This window comes from Chromobacterium sp. Panama (genome assembly GCF_003052555.1).
Taxonomy (GTDB): domain Bacteria; phylum Pseudomonadota; class Gammaproteobacteria; order Burkholderiales; family Chromobacteriaceae; genus Chromobacterium.
Window position 1 is genome coordinate 1,427,987 of the sequence record NZ_QARX01000001.1, and the last position, 17,994, is coordinate 1,445,980.

5 protein-coding genes are annotated in these 17,994 nt (G+C 68.5%); 2 read left to right on the forward strand and 3 right to left on the reverse strand.

The window, feature by feature from the left end:
• Positions 1-6: 6 nt before the first annotated feature.
• From DB032_RS06625 to DB032_RS06635, 3 genes are all read right to left on the reverse strand, one after another.
• On the reverse strand, positions 7-3,159 hold the full coding sequence (locus DB032_RS06625) for a non-ribosomal peptide synthetase (RefSeq protein ID WP_107798773.1): 3,153 nt from the start codon (positions 3,157-3,159) through the stop codon (positions 7-9).
• 206 nt (positions 3,160-3,365) lie between these two features.
• A complete protein-coding gene (locus DB032_RS06630) occupies positions 3,366-3,590 on the reverse strand; it encodes an MbtH family protein (protein ID WP_107798774.1) in 225 nt (74 codons plus the stop codon).
• 271 nt (positions 3,591-3,861) lie between these two features.
• Positions 3,862-6,579, reverse strand: coding sequence for an MHYT domain-containing protein (locus DB032_RS06635; RefSeq protein WP_107798775.1), 2,718 nt, complete (start codon positions 6,577-6,579; stop codon positions 3,862-3,864).
• 447 nt (positions 6,580-7,026) lie between these two features.
• Between DB032_RS06635 and DB032_RS06640 the strand changes: the two genes are divergently transcribed.
• Positions 7,027-14,211, forward strand: coding sequence for a hypothetical protein (locus tag DB032_RS06640; protein ID WP_107798776.1), 7,185 nt, complete (start codon positions 7,027-7,029; stop codon positions 14,209-14,211).
• 11 nt (positions 14,212-14,222) lie between these two features.
• Entirely contained in the window at positions 14,223-17,993 is a 3,771-nt protein-coding gene (locus tag DB032_RS06645) for a hypothetical protein (protein WP_107798777.1), read from the forward strand.
• Position 17,994 lies beyond the last annotated feature (1 nt).

Consider the following 17,994-nt stretch of genomic DNA (forward strand, 5'->3'; position numbering starts at 1 on the left):
TTTCCTCTATTGTCGGCCAGCGCTTTGGCGCCTGTCCAAAGTCCGCTGCGCGTCGTTACCGGTTCTTAGAACGTGTTTACGATCTTTCCGAGTGATGGCTCCAAGACATGGAATCCGCTGCGCGGATGATGATTTTGATTGCCGGGGCTGCCCGGCCAGCTCGAGTTCGGGTCCGGGAACGGCGCACAGGTTGAGCGGATAGTGCGAGGTGTCCACGCCCTGGCCGCCCAGATAGCCGATGGACAGCGCGTCGTCCACGCGGCGATCGTCATCGGCGATCGGATAGTTTTCAAAGACCAGCAGGGTGTCGAACAAATCGCCAAGGCCGGCCGCCTGCTGGATCTCGGCGAGGCTGAGGTGTTGATGCTCGATCAGCGCGGCCTGCTGGGCCTGCAAGCGTTGCAGCAGGGCGGTCAGGGTTTCCTCGGGCTGCAGCTTCAGGCGCAGCGGGACGGTGTTGATCAGCAGGCCGACCATGCGCTCGACGCCGGGCAGCTCCGGCGGGCGTCCGGAGACGGTGACGCCGAAAACGACGTCGTCTGAGGCGGAGAGGCGGGCGAGCAGAATGGCCCAGGCGGCTTGCAACAAGGTGTTGAGGGTGAGGCCTTGCCGGCGGGCCAGCCGTTCCAGCGCGGCGTAGACCGCCGGGTCCGCCGTCACATTGTGGTTGCGCGGCAGCTGCCGGCTTTGGGACGCGCTGGGCGCCAGGCGCGCCGGCTGCTCCAGCCCGGCCAGATGCTTGATCCATTGGCGCTTGGCGGCGTCGCGGTCGCGGGTGTGCAGCCAGGCCAGGTAATCACGGTAGGGAATGGCGGGCGGCAGCGCGTCGCCGCGGTAGAGGGCGAACAGTTCGCGCAGCAGCACCGGCACCGACCAGCCGTCGAACAGCAGGTGGTGGAAGCTCCACAGCAGCTGGTGGCGCTCCGCGTCCAGCTTGACCAAGGTAAAGCGCAGCAGCGGCGCGCGCGCCGGGTCCACGCCGGCGGCGTAGTCGTCCGCGCGCAGCCGTTCCAGGGCGCGCTGCTGTTCATCGGCCTGATGCGCGGACAGGTCCAGCTCGCGCCAGGGCGTCTCCACGCGCTCCAGCACGATTTGCGCCGGCTGCTCCAGCCCGTCCGCGGAGAAGGCCGCGCGCAGATGGTGATGGCGTTGCAGCAAGCCTTCGGCGGCCGCCCGCAGCTTGTCCGCGTCCAGCGGGCCGTCCAGCTGGAAGCCCATCTGTATCAGGTAGACGTCGCTTTGACCTTCGTCGTACAGCAGGTGGAACAGCAGGCCCCGCTGCAGCGGCGACAGCGGCAGCACCGCGCTGACCGCCGGATAGCGGGCGCGGATGCTTTCCAGGTCCGCGGCGCTGGGCGGCGGCAATTCACCCGCCGCCGCGTCGGCGTCCACCGGGCGGACCCGGAGCGCCAGACGCTCGATGCAGGGGTGGTCGAACACGTCCTGCGGGCTGAATTGCAGGCCGTGGGCGCGGGCGCGGCTGACCAGCAGAATGGCGCTGATGCTGTCGCCGCCCAGATCGAAGAAACCCGGGCCCAGGCCCACCCTGGACAGCCCCAGCACTTCCGCGTACAGCTTGGCCAGCGTTTTCTCCAGCCAGTCCCGCGCCTCGCCGGCGTCGGCGTTTTCGAAATCCGGCGCGGGCAGCGCCTGTTTGTCCACCTTGCCGTTGGGCGTCAGCGGCAGGTGCTCCAGCGGCACCACCGCCGCCGGCACCATGTAATCCGGCAGTTGCTCGGCCAGCGCCGCGCGCAAGGCCGCGCCGTCGGCTTGCAGGCCGGCGCGGGAAACGACGTAGGCGATCAGCTGCTTGATGCCGGGCAGGTCTTCGCGCAGGCGGACCACGGCCTGGCTCACGCCGGCTTGCTGGGTCAGCAGGTGTTCGATCTCGCCGGGCTCGATGCGGTAGCCGCGCAGCTTGAGCTGTTCGTCCGCCCGTCCCAGGTAGTCCAGAGCGCCGTCGGCGCGCAGCCGCGCCAGGTCGCCGCTGCGGTACAAGCGGCTGCCGGCGGGGCCGAAGGGATTGGCGACGAAGCGCTCGGCGCTCAGCGACGGCCGGCCCAGATAGCCGCGGGCCAGTCCGTCGCCGGCAAGATACAGCTCGCCCTCGACGCCCGGCGGCAGCGACCGCAGGGCGTCGTCCAGCACGTAAGCCTGGACGCCGGGCAGCGGCGCGCCGATGTCGGCGGGCGCCTCGTCCCGCATCTGGCCGCTCATCGTCGCGCACACGGTGGCCTCGGTGGGGCCGTAGGCGTTAAGCATGGTCCGGCCGGCGGACCAGCGCCGCACCTGGGCCGCCGGGCAGGCCTCGCCGGCGACGATCAGGCCGCAATCCTGCGGGATGCCGCCGTCCGGCATGAGGGCCAGCGCGCTGGGAGGCAGGGTCAGATGGCTGATTTTCTGGCGGGCGAGCAAGTCCGCCAGCGCCGCGCCCGGCGTCAATTCCGCCGCCGGCGCGGTGACCAGACAGGCGCCGGAGAGCAAGGTCATGGCGACTTCGGAGAAGGCCGCGTCGAAACTGGAAGACGCGAATTGCAGCACGCGGGCGCCGGCGGCGATACCGAAGCGGCGGCTCTGCGCGCGCGCCAGCGCGCCTATGCCGCGGTGAGTCACCGCCACGCCCTTGGGCTGGCCGGTGGAGCCCGAGGTGTAGATCAGGTACGCCAGCTGGTCCGGGAAATCGTGAAGCGGAAGCGCCTGATCCGGCTGCGCCTGCCATGTGGGCTGCTCGGTGTCCAGTTCCACCACCCGCGCCCAGTGGACCGGCAGTTGTTCGGTCAGCGCGGCCCGCGTCAGCAGCGTGGCCGGCATGGCGTCGTTGAGAATATAGGCCAGCCTTTCCCGCGGGTAATCGGGGTCCAGCGGCAGATAAGCGCCGCCGGCCTTGAAAATGGCCAGCATGGCGATGATTTGTTCGGGCGAGCGGTCCAGGCACAGCCCCACCGGCGTTTCGCGGTCTATGCCCAGCTCCCGCAGATAATGGGCCAGACGGTTGGCCTGGTCGTCCAGCTCGCGGTAGCTGAGCGCGCGCGCGCCGTGTCGCAGCGCGATGGCGTCGGGATGGTCCGCCGCGCTTCGGGCGAACAGGGCGGCGAAGGTTTCAGTCGGGGCGGCCGCGGCGTGCGGATTGCGGGAGGGGAAAACGGCGTTGTCGTTCATATCGCACCTTGAATGGCTTGCGGAACAGGGCGTGAGGCCGCAACCTTCCGCGCATGCGCGGCCGGCCGGCGTTTTTTTTCGGTGTGGAGCGGGATGGCGGGTAGGAGGCGCGGCGAACGCGCCGCCGCGAGATGGCGAGAGCGGCGCCGCGCTTTGTCCTGAAAGCGGGCGCGTCCCGGCATGGCCCCCTTGAGCCGGGGCGGGAATCAGCCGGTGGAGAGCAAGGCGTCCTGAGCGCGGGCCAGGCTGGCGGGCCGCATGTCTATCCAGTTTTGTTCGATGTGGTCCAGACAGGACTGACGGTCAGAGGGGCCGAAACAGGCTTGCCAACCCTCCGGAACCGGAGCGAACTCGGGCCAGAGCGAGTACTGGCCCTCATCGTTGACCAGGGCGAAAAAAACGCCTTCCTTATTGTCGAACGGGTTCGCCATGATACTTCTCCCTGTGGCTGTCTCATGAGGTTTGTCTGCGTCAATGCGCAGAAATATCTGAACAGCATATCAATACAAAATGAACATGTCATTAAATAAATATGGTTTTATCGCAATAAATGGACTATGGCGAGGCGGAGCGGGGCAGGGAGAAAAACGCGGAGGGGGCGGAATGCGCGTACGGCGCGAGGGGTTCGATGCGGCGCTCATCGCGCAAGCTGCCACGGCGCGCGGCGGCCCCGCCGCCGCCCTCGGTCGGGAGCGCCGGCGGCTAGCCGGCCATGCGCTTCATCACGCGTTCGATTTCATCTTGCAGCCGGATGACGTCTATGGGCTTGGTCATGAAGCCGTCCATGCCGGCGGCCATGGCCGCCTCGCGGTCCTCCTGAAACGCTCCGGCGGTCAAGGCGATAATGGGCGTGGCGCGCTTGTCGCTGTCGGGGTCCACCTGACGGATGAACTTGCAGGCGGTGATGCCGTCCATCACCGGCATCTGAATGTCCATCAAGATGAGGTCGATGTCGTGGTGCTGCCACGCGTTGATGACCTCTTTGCCATTGGACGCGGTATAGATGCGGTGCCCGTATTTTTTGAGCAGGATGGTGACGATGTCCAGATTGATCGCATCGTCATCGGCCACCAGGATGTTCAGGGGGGACGGCGGCTTGGGCATGAGCTCCGTCGCCGCCGGCTCCAGGCAGGACAGGGCGTCCGGCGGCGCCGGGCGCAAGGGGAGGTAAACCTGAAAGATGGAGCCTTTGTCCGGGGTGCTTTGCACCTCGATCCGCCCGCCCATTTTCTGGGCCAGCTGCAAGGCGATGGTGGTGCCCAGGCCGGTGCCGCCAAAGCGGCGAGTGGTGGAGGCGTCCGCCTGGGAAAAGGGTTCGAACAATTTGGCCAGGGTGTCCTTGCTCATGCCGATGCCGCTGTCGCGGATCAGGATGACCACGTTTTCTCCCGCGGACAGCACCGTCAGCCAAACCCCGCCCTGAGCGGTGAATTTGATGGCGTTGCCAACCAGGTTCATCAAGATTTGCCGCACCCGGAAAGCGTCGCCGATAAAGGCCTGCTGGATAATAGCCGGGTATTTCAACTGCAAGCTGATGCCTTTTTTGCTGGCGCTCAGCCGCAGGATGTCGATCACGTGTTCCGCCACCTCGCGCAATGAAAAGGGCGCTTCCTCCAGCTCCAGGGCGTTTTGTTCGAGCTTCGCGGTGTCGAGGACATCGTTGAGCAGGCCCAGCAAGCTTTTGGCGGAGTGGTTGACGGTTTTCAGCATGCTTTTTTGCTGAGCGTCCAGCTCGGTGTCTTGCAGCAAATCGGTGTAGCCGATGATTGCGTTCATCGGCGTCCTGATCTCATGGCTCATATTGGCCAGGAAAGCGCTTTTGGATTTGACCGCCGACAGCGCGCGATTCTTGGCCTCGATCAAGGCGAACTCCGCCGCCTTTTTCTCCGAAATATCCAGAATCACCCCGTCAATCAACAGCGGCGCGCCGGCGTCGTCGTAGACGCCGCGAGCGCTCTCCAGCACCCAGCGCTCCTCCTCGTTCAGGCATAGCAGACGATATTCGAGAACATAGAGCTGCCGCTGCTCCAGGGCGGCGCGGATGGTCTCGCGCACCCTGTCCCGGTCCTCCGGATGGATGATGTCCAGCAGCTGAATGCGGCCGTCCAGAAAGGATTTGGCCGGCCAGCCGCAGAGCTTCTCGATGTCCTCGCTGATGAAGATGGTCTTCCAGGGCTCCAGGCAGTGGCTGCGAAAGGCGACGCCGGGAATGTTGTCTATCAGCGTGCGGAACTGCTTTTCACGGTCCTCCAACTCTTGCTGGATGCGGTAGCGTTCGCTGATGTCGCCGATGAAACCGACGTAGATCACCTGATCGGGCAGCAACACCTTGCCTATCGATAGCCGGATGGGAAACTGGACGCCGTCTTTTCTGAGCGCCATCTCCTCGCGCTCCCTGCCGATCAGCTTCGCAATCTGAGTCTGCTTGTAGTCGGAGAGGAAACGGTCATGCTCGGAGTGATGCGGCTCCGGCATCAATAGCTTGATGTTCTTGCCCAGCAACTCGTCGACCTTCCAGCCAAACAAGCGCTCCACCGCCGGGTTGGCCGTCAAGATGCGGCCTTTTTCATCAATGGTGATGATGCCGTCCAGCGAGGTGTTGAAGGTGGCTTGCAGCTTCAATTCATTGCTTTGCGTTCTGAGGTACAAGGGACGGTAACGCAGCAACACATTGCCGACGAAGACCATATTGCCGAGCAGGAGCACCGTGATCGCGATGGCGACGGCCAGGCCGGCGTTGTTGTCCAAGGCGTTGCGGAACGCCGGGTCCGGCGTGCCGATGAAGCGGGCGGCTTCCATGCCGAAATAATGCATGCCGGCAATGGCCACCCCCATTACCGCGCCGCTGAGCAGCGTCATCCACCCCTTGCCGATTTTTTTATTGTCCAGGCCAAAGCGTATCCACAGCGACAAGGTGCTCAGCAAAACGGCGAGCAGGATAGAAACGGAGAACCACAGCGGGTCGTAACGCAGCAGCGGCGTCATCCGCATGGCCGCCATGCCGGAATAATGCATGGTGCCGATGCCGCTCCCCACCAGCACTCCGCTGATCAGCAACTGCCTGCCGTCGATCTTGGGCTGAGACAGCAAGTGCAAGGCAATCAGCGAGGCGGCGACGGCGGGAAGCATGGACAAGAGAGTGGGCAGCAGCGCGTATTGGACCGTGCTGCAAACGCTGAAAGCCAGCATGCCGACAAAGTGCATGGCCCAGATGCCGCCGCCCATGGCGCAAGAACCGGTGGCGAGGGCGACCCGGCGCAGCCAGCGATCGCTGGCCTCGCGGGCCAGGCCGGCGATCTGCAGCGCCAGACAAGAGGTGAAAACGGCGACCAGCAAGGACAGCGCCACCAGCCACAGATTGTATTGGGTCGGTAGAAATAAATAGGACTGGTAAGCGTCAATGAAAAACGAACTGAGCATGGACTCCCCATTTTCAATGGTTTCTTTACGCTATGCCAACTCAAGCGCCGGGACTCCTCTCAGGTATAGACAATGGCGGACGCGTCGGCGGGCTTGGGCAAACGGCGTCTGTCGTAGCGCTCATGCGCCGTATCTGCCGGCCTGTGGTGGAAGGAGGGCGGGAGCAACCGCGTGCCCCCAGCCGCATCGGCAGGTACGCCGCGCATGTGGCCAGGCGCTCATGCCGCGGTGAAGGGGCGGGTCGGTCGATGGCCCGCAGGCGGGCGGAAGCCGTCAATTACCGCCGGGTTTGTTGACGCATTCAATCAGCCAAAAGGCTTTCCATAAACCATATCCTATTGAATTTACAAACTTAATGGAATATCCGCTGACAGTGGCCTATGCTTTCCTGATCAGTCTCTAGCGCCCCGCCGACGCGTTGACTCCTTTTCAAGAAAGGGAGCTCTGATGGTTACCGAACTTGCGCTCGTGGATTTGTTCCGCCCCTATCTGCTCAAGGGCGAGAACACGGATTGGCATGCCGTGCTGTCCGTCCTGTATGTCGAGAGTTTCGAGACGGCGTTTGGCGTGGAAGGCACGGTCATCCGCGGCGTGGCGCGCTTCTCCGGCGATGTCGAGATCAGCTTCGATCCGTCCAGCGGCACGCTGCGCGCAGAGGCGTCCAATACCGAAGGGCACCCGCGCAGCCAGCCCGGCCGGCGCGACCCCTGGTTCGACATCACCGACACCCACGTCGAGTTCGCCCTGTCGGTGCCGCGCGCGGCGGGCGCCATCATCGCCAACGGCGTGGGCGGCATTCCCGGCGGCGACGCGGGTTTCGCGCCGGTGCGCGCCGTGCTCAACGCCTGGGACCCGATTCCCGGCGACGCGCCGCCCTCGGACTATCCCGGCACCGGCTTCACGCTGGACCTGGTGCTGGCCGGCATCGTGCTGCGGCCTCCCTTCCTCAAGCCGGCCAAGATGGAGAGCGACGGCCTGCTGGTGCCGGACGCCTCGCGCAGCGACGTCTTCTTCACCCTGCCCAAGATCAAGCTGCGCCTGTCGCAAGGCAGCGACGCCGCCGCGGCGCTGAACGTGTCCATCGCCTCGCTGGGCGTCACCGGCATAGACGATCCCGGCGACATCGGCGCCGCGCAGCTGATCACGATGACGCCGCCCTATGCCTTCGTCGGCGACGGGCAGGTGGTGGGCTTCGGATTCCGCTCCGCCACGCTGGACCTGGCCGACGGCTACACGCCGCCGGAGGTGCTGGACCAGTTTGGCTTCGACGAGAGCTGGACCGGGCTTTATCTGCCGGAGATCCGCCTGTTCGTGGCCCCCAACGGCATGCAGGACTTCGCCGTGGACGCCGGGGTGCGCAACTTCCTGATCGGCTTCGGCCAATCCAGCGGCGTGACCGGCGATTTCGAGCTGATGGTGATCAATCAGGGCGCTGGCCAGCTCAATGTGTCGGCGCGCTTTTTCACGCCGGACGGCGCCGCCATCGGCATCCGCCGCACCGGCGAGCACACCGCCGAGGCGTCCTTGCCCGCGCACACGCGCATGGTGATCGACATCACGGGGGGCCGCGCGCCCTATGTCGGGCAGGCGAGCTTCGGCGGCGGCGCGCATAACGGCCTGGTGCACGACATCGATCTGTCCGGCGCCGCCGACATGAGCATAGGCGTCACCGCCACCGACGCGTCCAATCCGCAGAAAAGCGCCACCCTCACCATCACCGTGCGGCGGGAGCAGGCCGCGCAGAGCCTGCCCGCGCCCGGCGCCGCGCCCGGCCAGCCGGCCACGGTGCGCACCACCTCCATTACGCTGGAGGGGCAGCCGCAGACCACGCCCGAGCTGCTGCTCGTCCGTCAGGACGCGAGCTCCGTCACCGTCAGCCTCAACCCGGCCAATCCGGCCACGGCCTGGACCGTGGACGGCGCGGCGCAGAGCCCCGGCGCCACGGTGACGATCCCGGTGTCCGCCGGGCAAACCCGGGCGATACGCGCGGAGCTGAGCAGCGGCTCCGTGACCGGCATCACCTGCTACTACCGCTTCGATCACCCCAATGACAGCGATCCGGCCGACTACGCGCTGATCCCCGACAACACCAACAGTTCGCCGGCGGTGGACCCGAGCGGCAGCGCCGTCTGGACGCCGCCGGCGACGCCGTTCATGCAGCAGTACCGCGCGGCGCTCAAACGCATTTCCGCCGCCGCGCTGACGCTGACCGGCGTGGCCAGCTTCGAAGGCAATGTGGCCAAGGCCAAGTACAACTACCTGCTCTCGCGCCGCCGCGCGCGGGCGCTGCAGCAGATCCTGAGCGCGGAAGCAGCCAATCCGGACGCCAATCTGCGCATCCCCAGCTTTACGCTGACGCTGGACCCGCCCGACATCGGCGCGGCGGAACCGCCGCCGGCCTGGACCGCGGACTGGCAGACGCATTCCGGCGCGCGCAATCTGTGGTGGAAGGCGAGCATCGGCGGCTTCGGGCCCATCGCCTTGCCGGGCACCGTCACCCAGGGCGACGCCACGCGGCCGGCGGCCCCGCCGCCGCCGCCGCCCACCATCCCCACGCGGGATCCCGCGCCCGCCACGCCGCCGCCGCCGGACTGGTTCCGCTCCGCCGCGCTCAAGGTGCGCATCGTGCGCGATCAGTTCGTCGCCATTGAATTGAGCGGGTCGATCGACTTTGAAACCGCGGCCGAACAGCGGCTGCGCAACGGCGGCGTCGCCCAGGGCGACATCCCCACCTTCCAGGGCCTGGGCAGCCAGAACCCGTCGGACGGCATCGTCAATTACCAGATCCTCTACCAGCGCGATCCGGCCAGCCAGACCGACGAGGTCAAGCTCTACCTGGGCGCCGATCCCAACGACCGCGACGGCCTGGTGATGACGGGGCAGCTGGCCGGCCAGCCGCTGCAAGCCCCCAGCACCGGCCGCAACGTGCTGGGCATGACCACGGTGTTCACGCCGCTGCTGGCCGCCACCGCGCCCGCCAATCCGGCCGACGGCGACGTCGGCGCCCTGGTGTTGACCGGGGCCGCGCTCGCGCTGCCCATCACGCTGGCGGAGCTGGGCCTGTTCAATGTGGAGCGCGTGGTGCTGTACGGCGGCGAGTTGCATGTGACGACGCGAGCGGGGCAGTGGGTTTCCACGCTGCTGTTCGACGTGGAAACGGCGGTGTCGGCCAATGTCTCCATCGGCGGCTTCCAGCTGCTGGAGATTCCGCGCAACAAGCCGCTGGCGGTGCGCTACAAGGCGATAGGCCTGCAGATGGGCTATCCGCCGGGCTCGGCCAACCGCTTCCAGCTGCGGCCGATGTTCGATTCGTCCAAGGGTTATTCCATCGACCTGTCGGGGCCGGGTGCGGTGCGCGTGCCGGACCCGCTGGGCCAGATCATCCAGGTGTTGGGCGCGCGCATCGCGCGGACCAACCCGCTGACCTTCGAAGTGGATCTCGGTTTCGCGGTCAACCTGGGCGTGATCACCATAGAACGCGCGCGGGTGCGCATTCCCGTGGACCCGGCGGGTCCGCCGGAGTTGACCGCCTTCGCCGCCAGCCTGAAGGTGCCGGGCACCATAGAAGGGCGCGGCTATATGGAGATCAACGCCAACCCGTTCGAGATCAAGGGGCAGATCGACGTATCGCTGGTGCCCATCAAGCTGCGGCTGGCGGCGGGCATCGCGGTGTCCGACATCCCGGCGGCCCTGGGCGGGCCGGCCACGGCGGTGGCGATCTCGCTGGAACTGGAGCTGCCGGTGGCGATACCGCTGGCGCAGTCCGGCTTCGGCATTTACGGCTTCCTCGGCCTGTTCGCCATGCACTACGCCCGCAACGAGGACGGCATCGTCTCGCTGACGCCCGCGCTGACCTGGCTCAAGGACCGGGCTCAGGGCAATCCGACCAACCTTCAGGCGTGGAAGCCGCAGATAGACCATTGGGCCTTCGGCGTGGGCGCCATCCTGGGCACGATGGAAGGCGGCATCATCTTCAACGTCAAGGGGATGGTCCTGCTGGAATTGCCGGGGCCGCGCCTGCTGCTGGTGGTCAAGGCCAATCTGCTGGCCAAGCTGCCGGACCTCAAGGACAAAACCGCCGAAGGCACCTTCCTGTGCGTGATCGATCTCGACTTCGGCCGCGGCACGCTGACCATCGGGCTGTCCATCGATTTCAAGATCACCCCCATCGTGCAGATCACCATCCCGATCGAGGCGTATTTCAACCTCAATCACGGCGGCGACTGGCACGTCTACCTGGGCACCTTCCCGGGCAGCGACAGCATGAACCGTCCGCTGCCGGGCCCCATCCACGCCAACATCCTCAAGGTGTTCGACGGCCAGGGCTATGTGATGGTGTCCGGGCACGGCATCCCGGCGTACAAGGGCTTGTCGGCGGTCTCGGGCGTGGGTTTGGCCGTGGGCCTGGAGGTGTCCATCACCTGGGGCAACACCTCGATCAACCTTTATCTGCGCGCCACCGCCGGTTTCAACGCGGTGCTCGGCTTCGACCCGTTCTACGTGGGCGGCCTGCTCTACGTCCGCGGGGACTTGCACCTGTTCATCATCAGCATCAGCGCGTCGGCGGATCTGACGGTGCAGATCGGTACCAAGTCCGACGGCTCGCAGATCTCGCGGATAGACGGCGAGATCTGCGGCGAGATCGATCTGTTCTTCTTCAGCATCAAGGGCTGCGTCGATTTCCACATCGGCGAGCAAAACCCCATCATCCCGGCCGCGCCAGAGCTGGTCCGGGCGGTGAGCCTGGTCAGCCGTTCGCCCGCGCTGGTGGTGGGCACCGGGGTGGACCGCGGCATTGATTCGAAAATCGGCGACGCGCTGCGCGGCGCGGCGCAGCCGGCCGCCAACAATCCGGCCTTGCCGGTGGTGCCCATAGACGCCATTCCGGTGATCACGATGTCGGCCACCCCGGTGGACGACGCGCTGACGATTCTGGGCCAGACGCCGGGCGGATCGCCCGGCGCGCCGGCCGACGGCTTCGTCAAGCGCGGCGACTACGCCTACCGCTACGACGTGACCGCCGTGGAGCTGACGCGCGCCGACGGCGGCGTCGCGGTCGGCCCGGGGCCGACGCCGTCGACCTGGTGGACGCTGAACGACCCCACCGAAGGCAATCTCGTCGCCAATCTGTCCCTGCTGAACTGGGTGCCCAATCCCACGCCCAAGGCGCTGGAGCGCAGCCAGTTCCTGGAAGAAAACATCACCGAACGCTGGGGCACCGTCTGCCACGACGCCGCGCCCGCCGCCGCCGTGCTCTGGACCTTCGAGCACGAGCCCAGCGGCCCGTCGGAAACCGGCTGGCAGGTGGACGGCATCGCCTGGCCGGACCCGGACAAGACCAAGCGCTCGGAAGCGCCGGACCTGGAGCTGGAGGTGAGCGAACGCTGGCGCACCGGCCAGCGCCAGCTGGACCGCCAGCGCGGCATCGTGCCGGCCGTCATCGCGGGCACGCAAGTGCCGTGCCGCCAGAAGCCCGGACTGCCGTCCTCCACCGTGCCCGCGGGCGTCGCCGCGCCGCTTAATCTGTCGGGTTTCGCCAGCCGTCTCGCCGTCGGGCGCGCGGTGCTGGAAGCCGCCACCGCGCCGTCCATCGCGCTGCGCCGGACCGACCGCATCGACGTCGCCCCGGTCGCGTTTGCCGACACCGTGCGCCAGCTGGCGAGCAGCACCGTCATCAACCGCGCGGCGCTGACGCAGATCAGCGCCGGCCTGGCCACGCTGGCGCCGCCGGCCGCCACGCCGGGCGCCACGCCGGGCGCCGCCACCGTGCCGCCGCGCCGCTGCGACAGCCGTCTGCTGGCGTCTCCGCTGTACGACATCGGCCTGCCGGTGGTGTTCGGCGACAAGCGCCGCGCGGGCGAGGTGGCCGCGCAACTGGAGCAGGCCGGCTTCAAGCAAGGCCCGCTGGACGATGTGATCGTGGTGAGCTGCGGCGCCATCGTCGACGGCCGCATCCTGCTGCTGGCCCGGCGCGAACTGCCGCCCAACCCCACGCCGGCGCGCGGCCTGGTGCTGCGCCTGCTGGACGTGAACGGCGCCGAGATCGGCCGCCGCGTGGTGAGCAACGCCGACGCGCTTGGCCTGCTCGGCCTGCCGCCGCGCTGGACGGACGCCAACGGGCCGTGGGTGGACCCGGTGTCCCACGTGGTGCTGCAATCCCAGCTGATGCAGGCGCAGGGCTATGTGCCGTATCTGATCCACCTGGACAAGGCGGAGAAGCTGGACCGCATCGAGATCGGCGTGCCGCACGCGAAGGACCCGGCCGCGGCCAAGAAACGCGAGGTGAGCGGGCGGCCGTACTATGTGGCCGCGCTGGAGTTCACCCGCTGGGCCGAGGCCGCGCGCGAAGACTGGGATCAACGCCAGACCCAGCGCAACCGCGGCGTGCTGGAGCAATTGCTGGGCGCCGCCAGCGGCGACGTGGCCTTGCTGGCGCCGGACGAACTGTACCACCTGCGCACCACGGTCCATATCCGCGCCCGCGACAAAGCCGGCAACGAAACCGACGGCGGCGCGCAGACGCAGGACTTCTGGTTCCGCACCGACGCCAACAGCCCCAAATCGCTGGAACCATGGATGCTGTGCACGCTGCCGGCCGCCGGGGAAGCGCATTATTTTGGCGAGGAGCACGTGCGCCTGGTGTTCGGGACCAACGATGTGGACAAATTGTGGGGGGCCTACGGCAAGGAATTGCGCGTGCGCCTGAAGGCCGCCTCGTTCGCCCAGGTGAACGTGCCGGGCATCGAGCATCCTGTGCCCATCGTCCATCCCGCCGGGGGCGGCGCCGGCATCCAGCCCAAGCTGGGCGATGTGAAGGCGAGCGTGATGTCGCCGTTCGAAGGCGCGCTGGTGGACAAGCTGGCCGAGTTCGGGCCGTGCATCCCGGTCGATGTCGACCGCTCGCGCCACAGCGAGCTGACCCTCCCGATCCCGCTCGAACCCTACACCGACTACGTGCTGGACATCGAAGCCGTGCCCATGGGCGCGCCCAAGAACGCCGTGGGCGAGCGCGTGCTGCGGCGGCATTTCTCAACCGGCGCCTTCGGCACCTTCGACGCGTTCGCCACCGCCTTCCAGGGCGTGCTGACCGAGCACCGTTACGCGCCGACGGGGGCCATGCAGGGCATTTTCGCCACCGCCGCCTTCGCCAGCCGGGACCCGCAGGGGCCGGAGCTGGATCAGGCGATGATGGCCGCCGGGCTGGAGCCGATGCCGGTGCCCAAGGAGCCGCGCGTCGTCGTGTTCTGGGAACAGGCCAACCCCGCGGCCACGCCGCAGCCGGTGGCGGTGATGATAGACGCCCCCGAGCCCATGCGCCGCACCCGCCCGCTGCCCAGCGAGGAGCCCAGCGGCGACACGCCGCCCAGCAAACGCTGGCAGATGACCGAGCAAGTCTGGCTGGATCTGACCCCGGCGGCCGGCAATGCGGCCGGCGTGAGCCAGACGCTGTGGGCGCCGGGCAATCAGCGCGCGCTGATCCGCCTGGGCGCGGGCGTGCGCGGTCAGCGGCTGCGCCTGGCGCTGGAGCGCAAGGTCTTCAAGGCGGCTTATCTCGATGGCGCGGGCGCCGCGCCCACCGATTTTGTGATCGTCGACGAACCGCTGGCGCATGCGCCGTGGGAAGAGTTCTGAGGAGCCCCGAGATGGCGACCCGTATCTACGACCCCGCGATCCTGAACGCGCAAGGCGCCCTGGTGGATTTCACCGCCCTCCTGCGCCAGCGCGGCGGAGTCAACCCCAATATCGGCGCGGCGACCATGGTGCCGCCCAAACGGCGCGCGCTGCTGCTGCGCTGGCAGACCAGCCCCGCGGCCGGGCTGCCCAGCGAGCCCTTCAAGGTTTGGCGCCGTCCGGCCACGCCGCTGGGCCAGCCGCATCCGGTGGGCTATGAAGAACTGGCCTTGCCGCCGCTGTTCCGCATCATTCAGTTCGACGCGCCGCTGGCTTCGGCGCGGCTGACCGTGCATTCCAGCGCCGGCGGCATGCTCAGCGTGGCCGTGCTGGCCGGGCCGCCGGTGCTGGAGGCCATCGTGGCCGTGCAGTCCCGCACCCTGGCCGCGGGCGGCAGCGACACCCTGGAGTTTCAGGCGCCGCTGATCACTGGGCTGATGCTGGTCAACGTCTCCAGCTACGACGCGCCCACCGGGCTCAACGCCGACGAACTGGAAAAAGTGGAAGGCTGGCAGCTGGTGGAAACGGTGGGGCTGCCGGTGGCGGAGGCGGACTGGGCGGGGCTGGGCCAGCGCCACGGCGTCAAACAGGGCAGGGTGGGCGCGGAAATGCCGGCGCCGGACGCGGCGGTGGACCGCTACCAGCGCGGCGTCAACCCGCTGGGCTGGTGGCCGGCGTTTCCGGACGCCGCGCCGGCGCCGATGTGGCAATTGCCGGACCCGGCCAAGCTGGTGGACGAGAGCGCCATCGAACTGCTGCCCATGCTGCATGACGTGGCCTCGCTGCCGCCCAATCAGCAGGCGGCCAAACGCTTCACCTTCACCATCGATCCGCCGCAGAACCCGGCCGGCGAAACCATGCCCGCCACGGCCCCGGGCAAGGCCGATCTGTCGCCGGTGGGGCTGTTGGCGATGGCGGCGTCGACCGATCCGCTGCTGGCCGTGACGCTGGGCTACGGCACCGGCTACGCGGACGAGGACATTCCGCCCATCAACTTCGCCAGCAGCCAGCTGTTCGGCGACGCCAGCCGCAGCGATTGGGACTGGCTGATCACCGGCCTGTGGGACAAGGGGCTGGACGGGGCGTCGGGGCCGGTGGAGTTCGCCGCGCTGGTGCCGCGTCCGGGCCTGGCCTTGCCCGCGCCCACGCCGGCGGATTTCGCGGTGGACTTCCAGGCCAATCTGCGGCCGTCTCAGGCGGACCGGGACTGGCTGGCGTCGATCCGGGCGAGCTGGGAGCGCTTTCCCTTGAACCAGCTGAGCGCGGTGGCCAGCTACGCCGCGGCGCGGCGCCGCAACGGCGCACCCGGCGCGGCCGAGGCGCTGCTGCAAAAGCACGCTCAGGCCGGCGGCCATCGCCCCATCGGCAGCGCGCGCAACGACCGCGACCCGGAGCCGACGCGCCAGAGCGCCACCGACGGCGCGCTCGCCGTCCCCAATGATCCGGGCAGCGTGGCCATGACGTATGCGGCGGCCACCCAGAATATTTTCGGCATCTGGAGCCCCTGGGCGGCGGCGGCCATCACCGTGGGCCAGCCGGACCTCTCGCCGGTGCAGTTCCTGTCCGCCGACCTGCGCGCGACGGACCCGGGCAGTGGCAGCGTCTGCGCGGCGTCTCTGGTGTGCGAGATATCGGTGGACTGGCGCGTGCGCACCCCGTCGCGCATCGATCTGCGCGGCCGCCTGTTCGCCGCGGCCACGCGCAGCAGCGCTCCGCCGGCCGCGCCCGCGCCGGCGGGGCTGCAAAAATCGCTGGGCGGCGCGGCGGCGGCCATGCAGCTGACTTTCGCCGGCGACGCGCCCGCGCTGGCCGGCGGCACGGTGGATGCGTTGGACGCGGAAGGCGCGGCGGTGGTGACGCCCGGCCACGCCGCGCAGGGCAGCAGCCGGCGTTACCGGCTGACGATTCCCGGCTTCTCGCTGGACTTCGGCGCCACGCCGCATATCGGCCTGGTGCTGGAGGCGCGCGCGGTGGAGGCCATCGCGCCGCACCGCAGCGGCCCCTGGCCGCCTACGCCGCGCCTGGCTTACGCCTCCGATCCGCGCGCGCGGCCCACCGTCGTGGACATCGTCCAGCTCGCCAGCCTGCCGGACGCCGCCGGCGAATGCCACGCGCACCTGAGCTGGGCGGCCGTGGCCGGCGCCGTGGGCTACGCGGTGTACGAAAGCACCGAAACCCGCATCCTCAGCAGCCACCCCGGGCAGCCGGAACCCACGCCGGAACGCACGCTCAGCCAGCGGCTGAGCACGATCAAGCAGGCGTTCAAGGCCAACCCCATCCGCCGGGACTTCATCCGCCGCAACGCCGAACTGATCACCGTCACCGCCGCCGACGTGACGATGCCGCGCGGCTCGCGCGACATCCACGTCTACACCGTGCTGCCCATGATGGCGGGCGGCCACGAAGCGGCCTGGCCCAGCGGGCCGAACGCGGATCAGGCGCTTATCGCCTACGCCGCGCCGCGCGTGGCCGAGCCCGCGCCGCCAACGATAGAAGTGCAGATGGTGTTCGACAAACCGCCCGCCGCGCCGGACTACCGGGCGCGCATCCGGGTGGGCACGCGCGGCGGCGCCGGCGCGCGGCCCAAGCGCATAGACCTGTACCGCGTGCGCGTGGACGACGCGGCGCGCGCGCTGGACAGCATGGGCCCGCCAATCGCCAGCGTCATGGCCAGCGGCGGCGGCTGGACGGTGAGCGCGCCGGATGGCGGCGGCGACTGGATCGCCCGCCTGGCCGGCGAAGACCGCCCCAGCGGCTCATGGCGCAATGTCTGGTATCGCGCCGTGGCCTGGAGCGACGACGACGCGCTGCGCGGCGTGCTCAAGGGGCGTTCGCGGCCGTCGCCCGCGGTGTCGGTGCTGATCCCGCCGGCCGGGCCGCCGGACCTGTCCCCGCTGACGATGAGCTGGCCCGGCGGCGATCCGGCCGCGGTGCTGCTGCAGTTCAGCTCCAACGCGCCGGTGGCGGCCACGCCGGCCGGGCCGCATATGCTGTCGGTGGAAGCCGTCCTGGCCGGCGGTGCGCCCCTGTTGCGGCGGCAGACGGCGCTGGACAAGCTGGGCCTGGCGCCGCCCGTCACCGGCACGGACGTCTGGCGCATAGACGGTGGCCCCACCCAATACCGGCTGCTGGTGCGCCGCGCCGCCATGGGCGACGCGGTGTCGGTGACGGTGCGGATGACGGACCCGCTGGGACGCGCGAGCGAGCGTACGCTGGCCATCCCGTCCGGCTCCATCGTCCCGCTGCCGCTGTTGTCGCCCATCGTCGGCGCGGCCCTGTCGCCATCCGGCAAGGCCTACACCTTTAGCAGCAACGCGCCGGACAGCGATGCGGGCGGGGTCTATCGTCTGCGCATAGAACTGACGCCCGAACCGTCGGTTCCGCCCATTACGCCGATACCGCCCATCCGGCCCTTGCCGACCATTCCGCCCCTCTCGCCGCGGCTGCCGCCCGGGCTGGGCGGCATAGGCGGCATAGGAATCCCGCCCATCATCATCGGCCCGCGTCCCGCGCCGTCCCAGTTCAAGCTGATCAACGGGGTCTATGTGTTCGAGGCGGAGCTGGGCTCGGTGCCCACCGTGTCCGGCAGGCCCGTCCTAGGCGTGTCGGGGCCGGCCGTGGCGCGGCAGGCCGCGCCGGCGCACGACCATTTCGCCATCGTCTCGGCGCTGGCCTTGCGCGGCGTCTTGGTTCGCATCATCACGCCCGACGGCCGCACGGTCGAACAACGGGCCCACGGATAAG

Excerpts from the sequence above, each read along its gene's own strand:
- DB032_RS06625 (WP_107798773.1), bottom strand. The coding sequence starts at position 3,159 with ATGAACGACAACGCCGTTTTCCCCTCCCGCAATCCGCACGCCGCGGCC.
- DB032_RS06630 (WP_107798774.1), bottom strand. The coding sequence starts at position 3,590 with ATGGCGAACCCGTTCGACAATAAGGAAGGCGTTTTTTTCGCCCTGGTC.
- DB032_RS06635 (WP_107798775.1), bottom strand. The coding sequence starts at position 6,579 with ATGCTCAGTTCGTTTTTCATTGACGCTTACCAGTCCTATTTATTTCTA.
- DB032_RS06640 (WP_107798776.1), top strand. The coding sequence starts at position 7,027 with ATGGTTACCGAACTTGCGCTCGTGGATTTGTTCCGCCCCTATCTGCTC.
- DB032_RS06645 (WP_107798777.1), top strand. The coding sequence starts at position 14,223 with ATGGCGACCCGTATCTACGACCCCGCGATCCTGAACGCGCAAGGCGCC.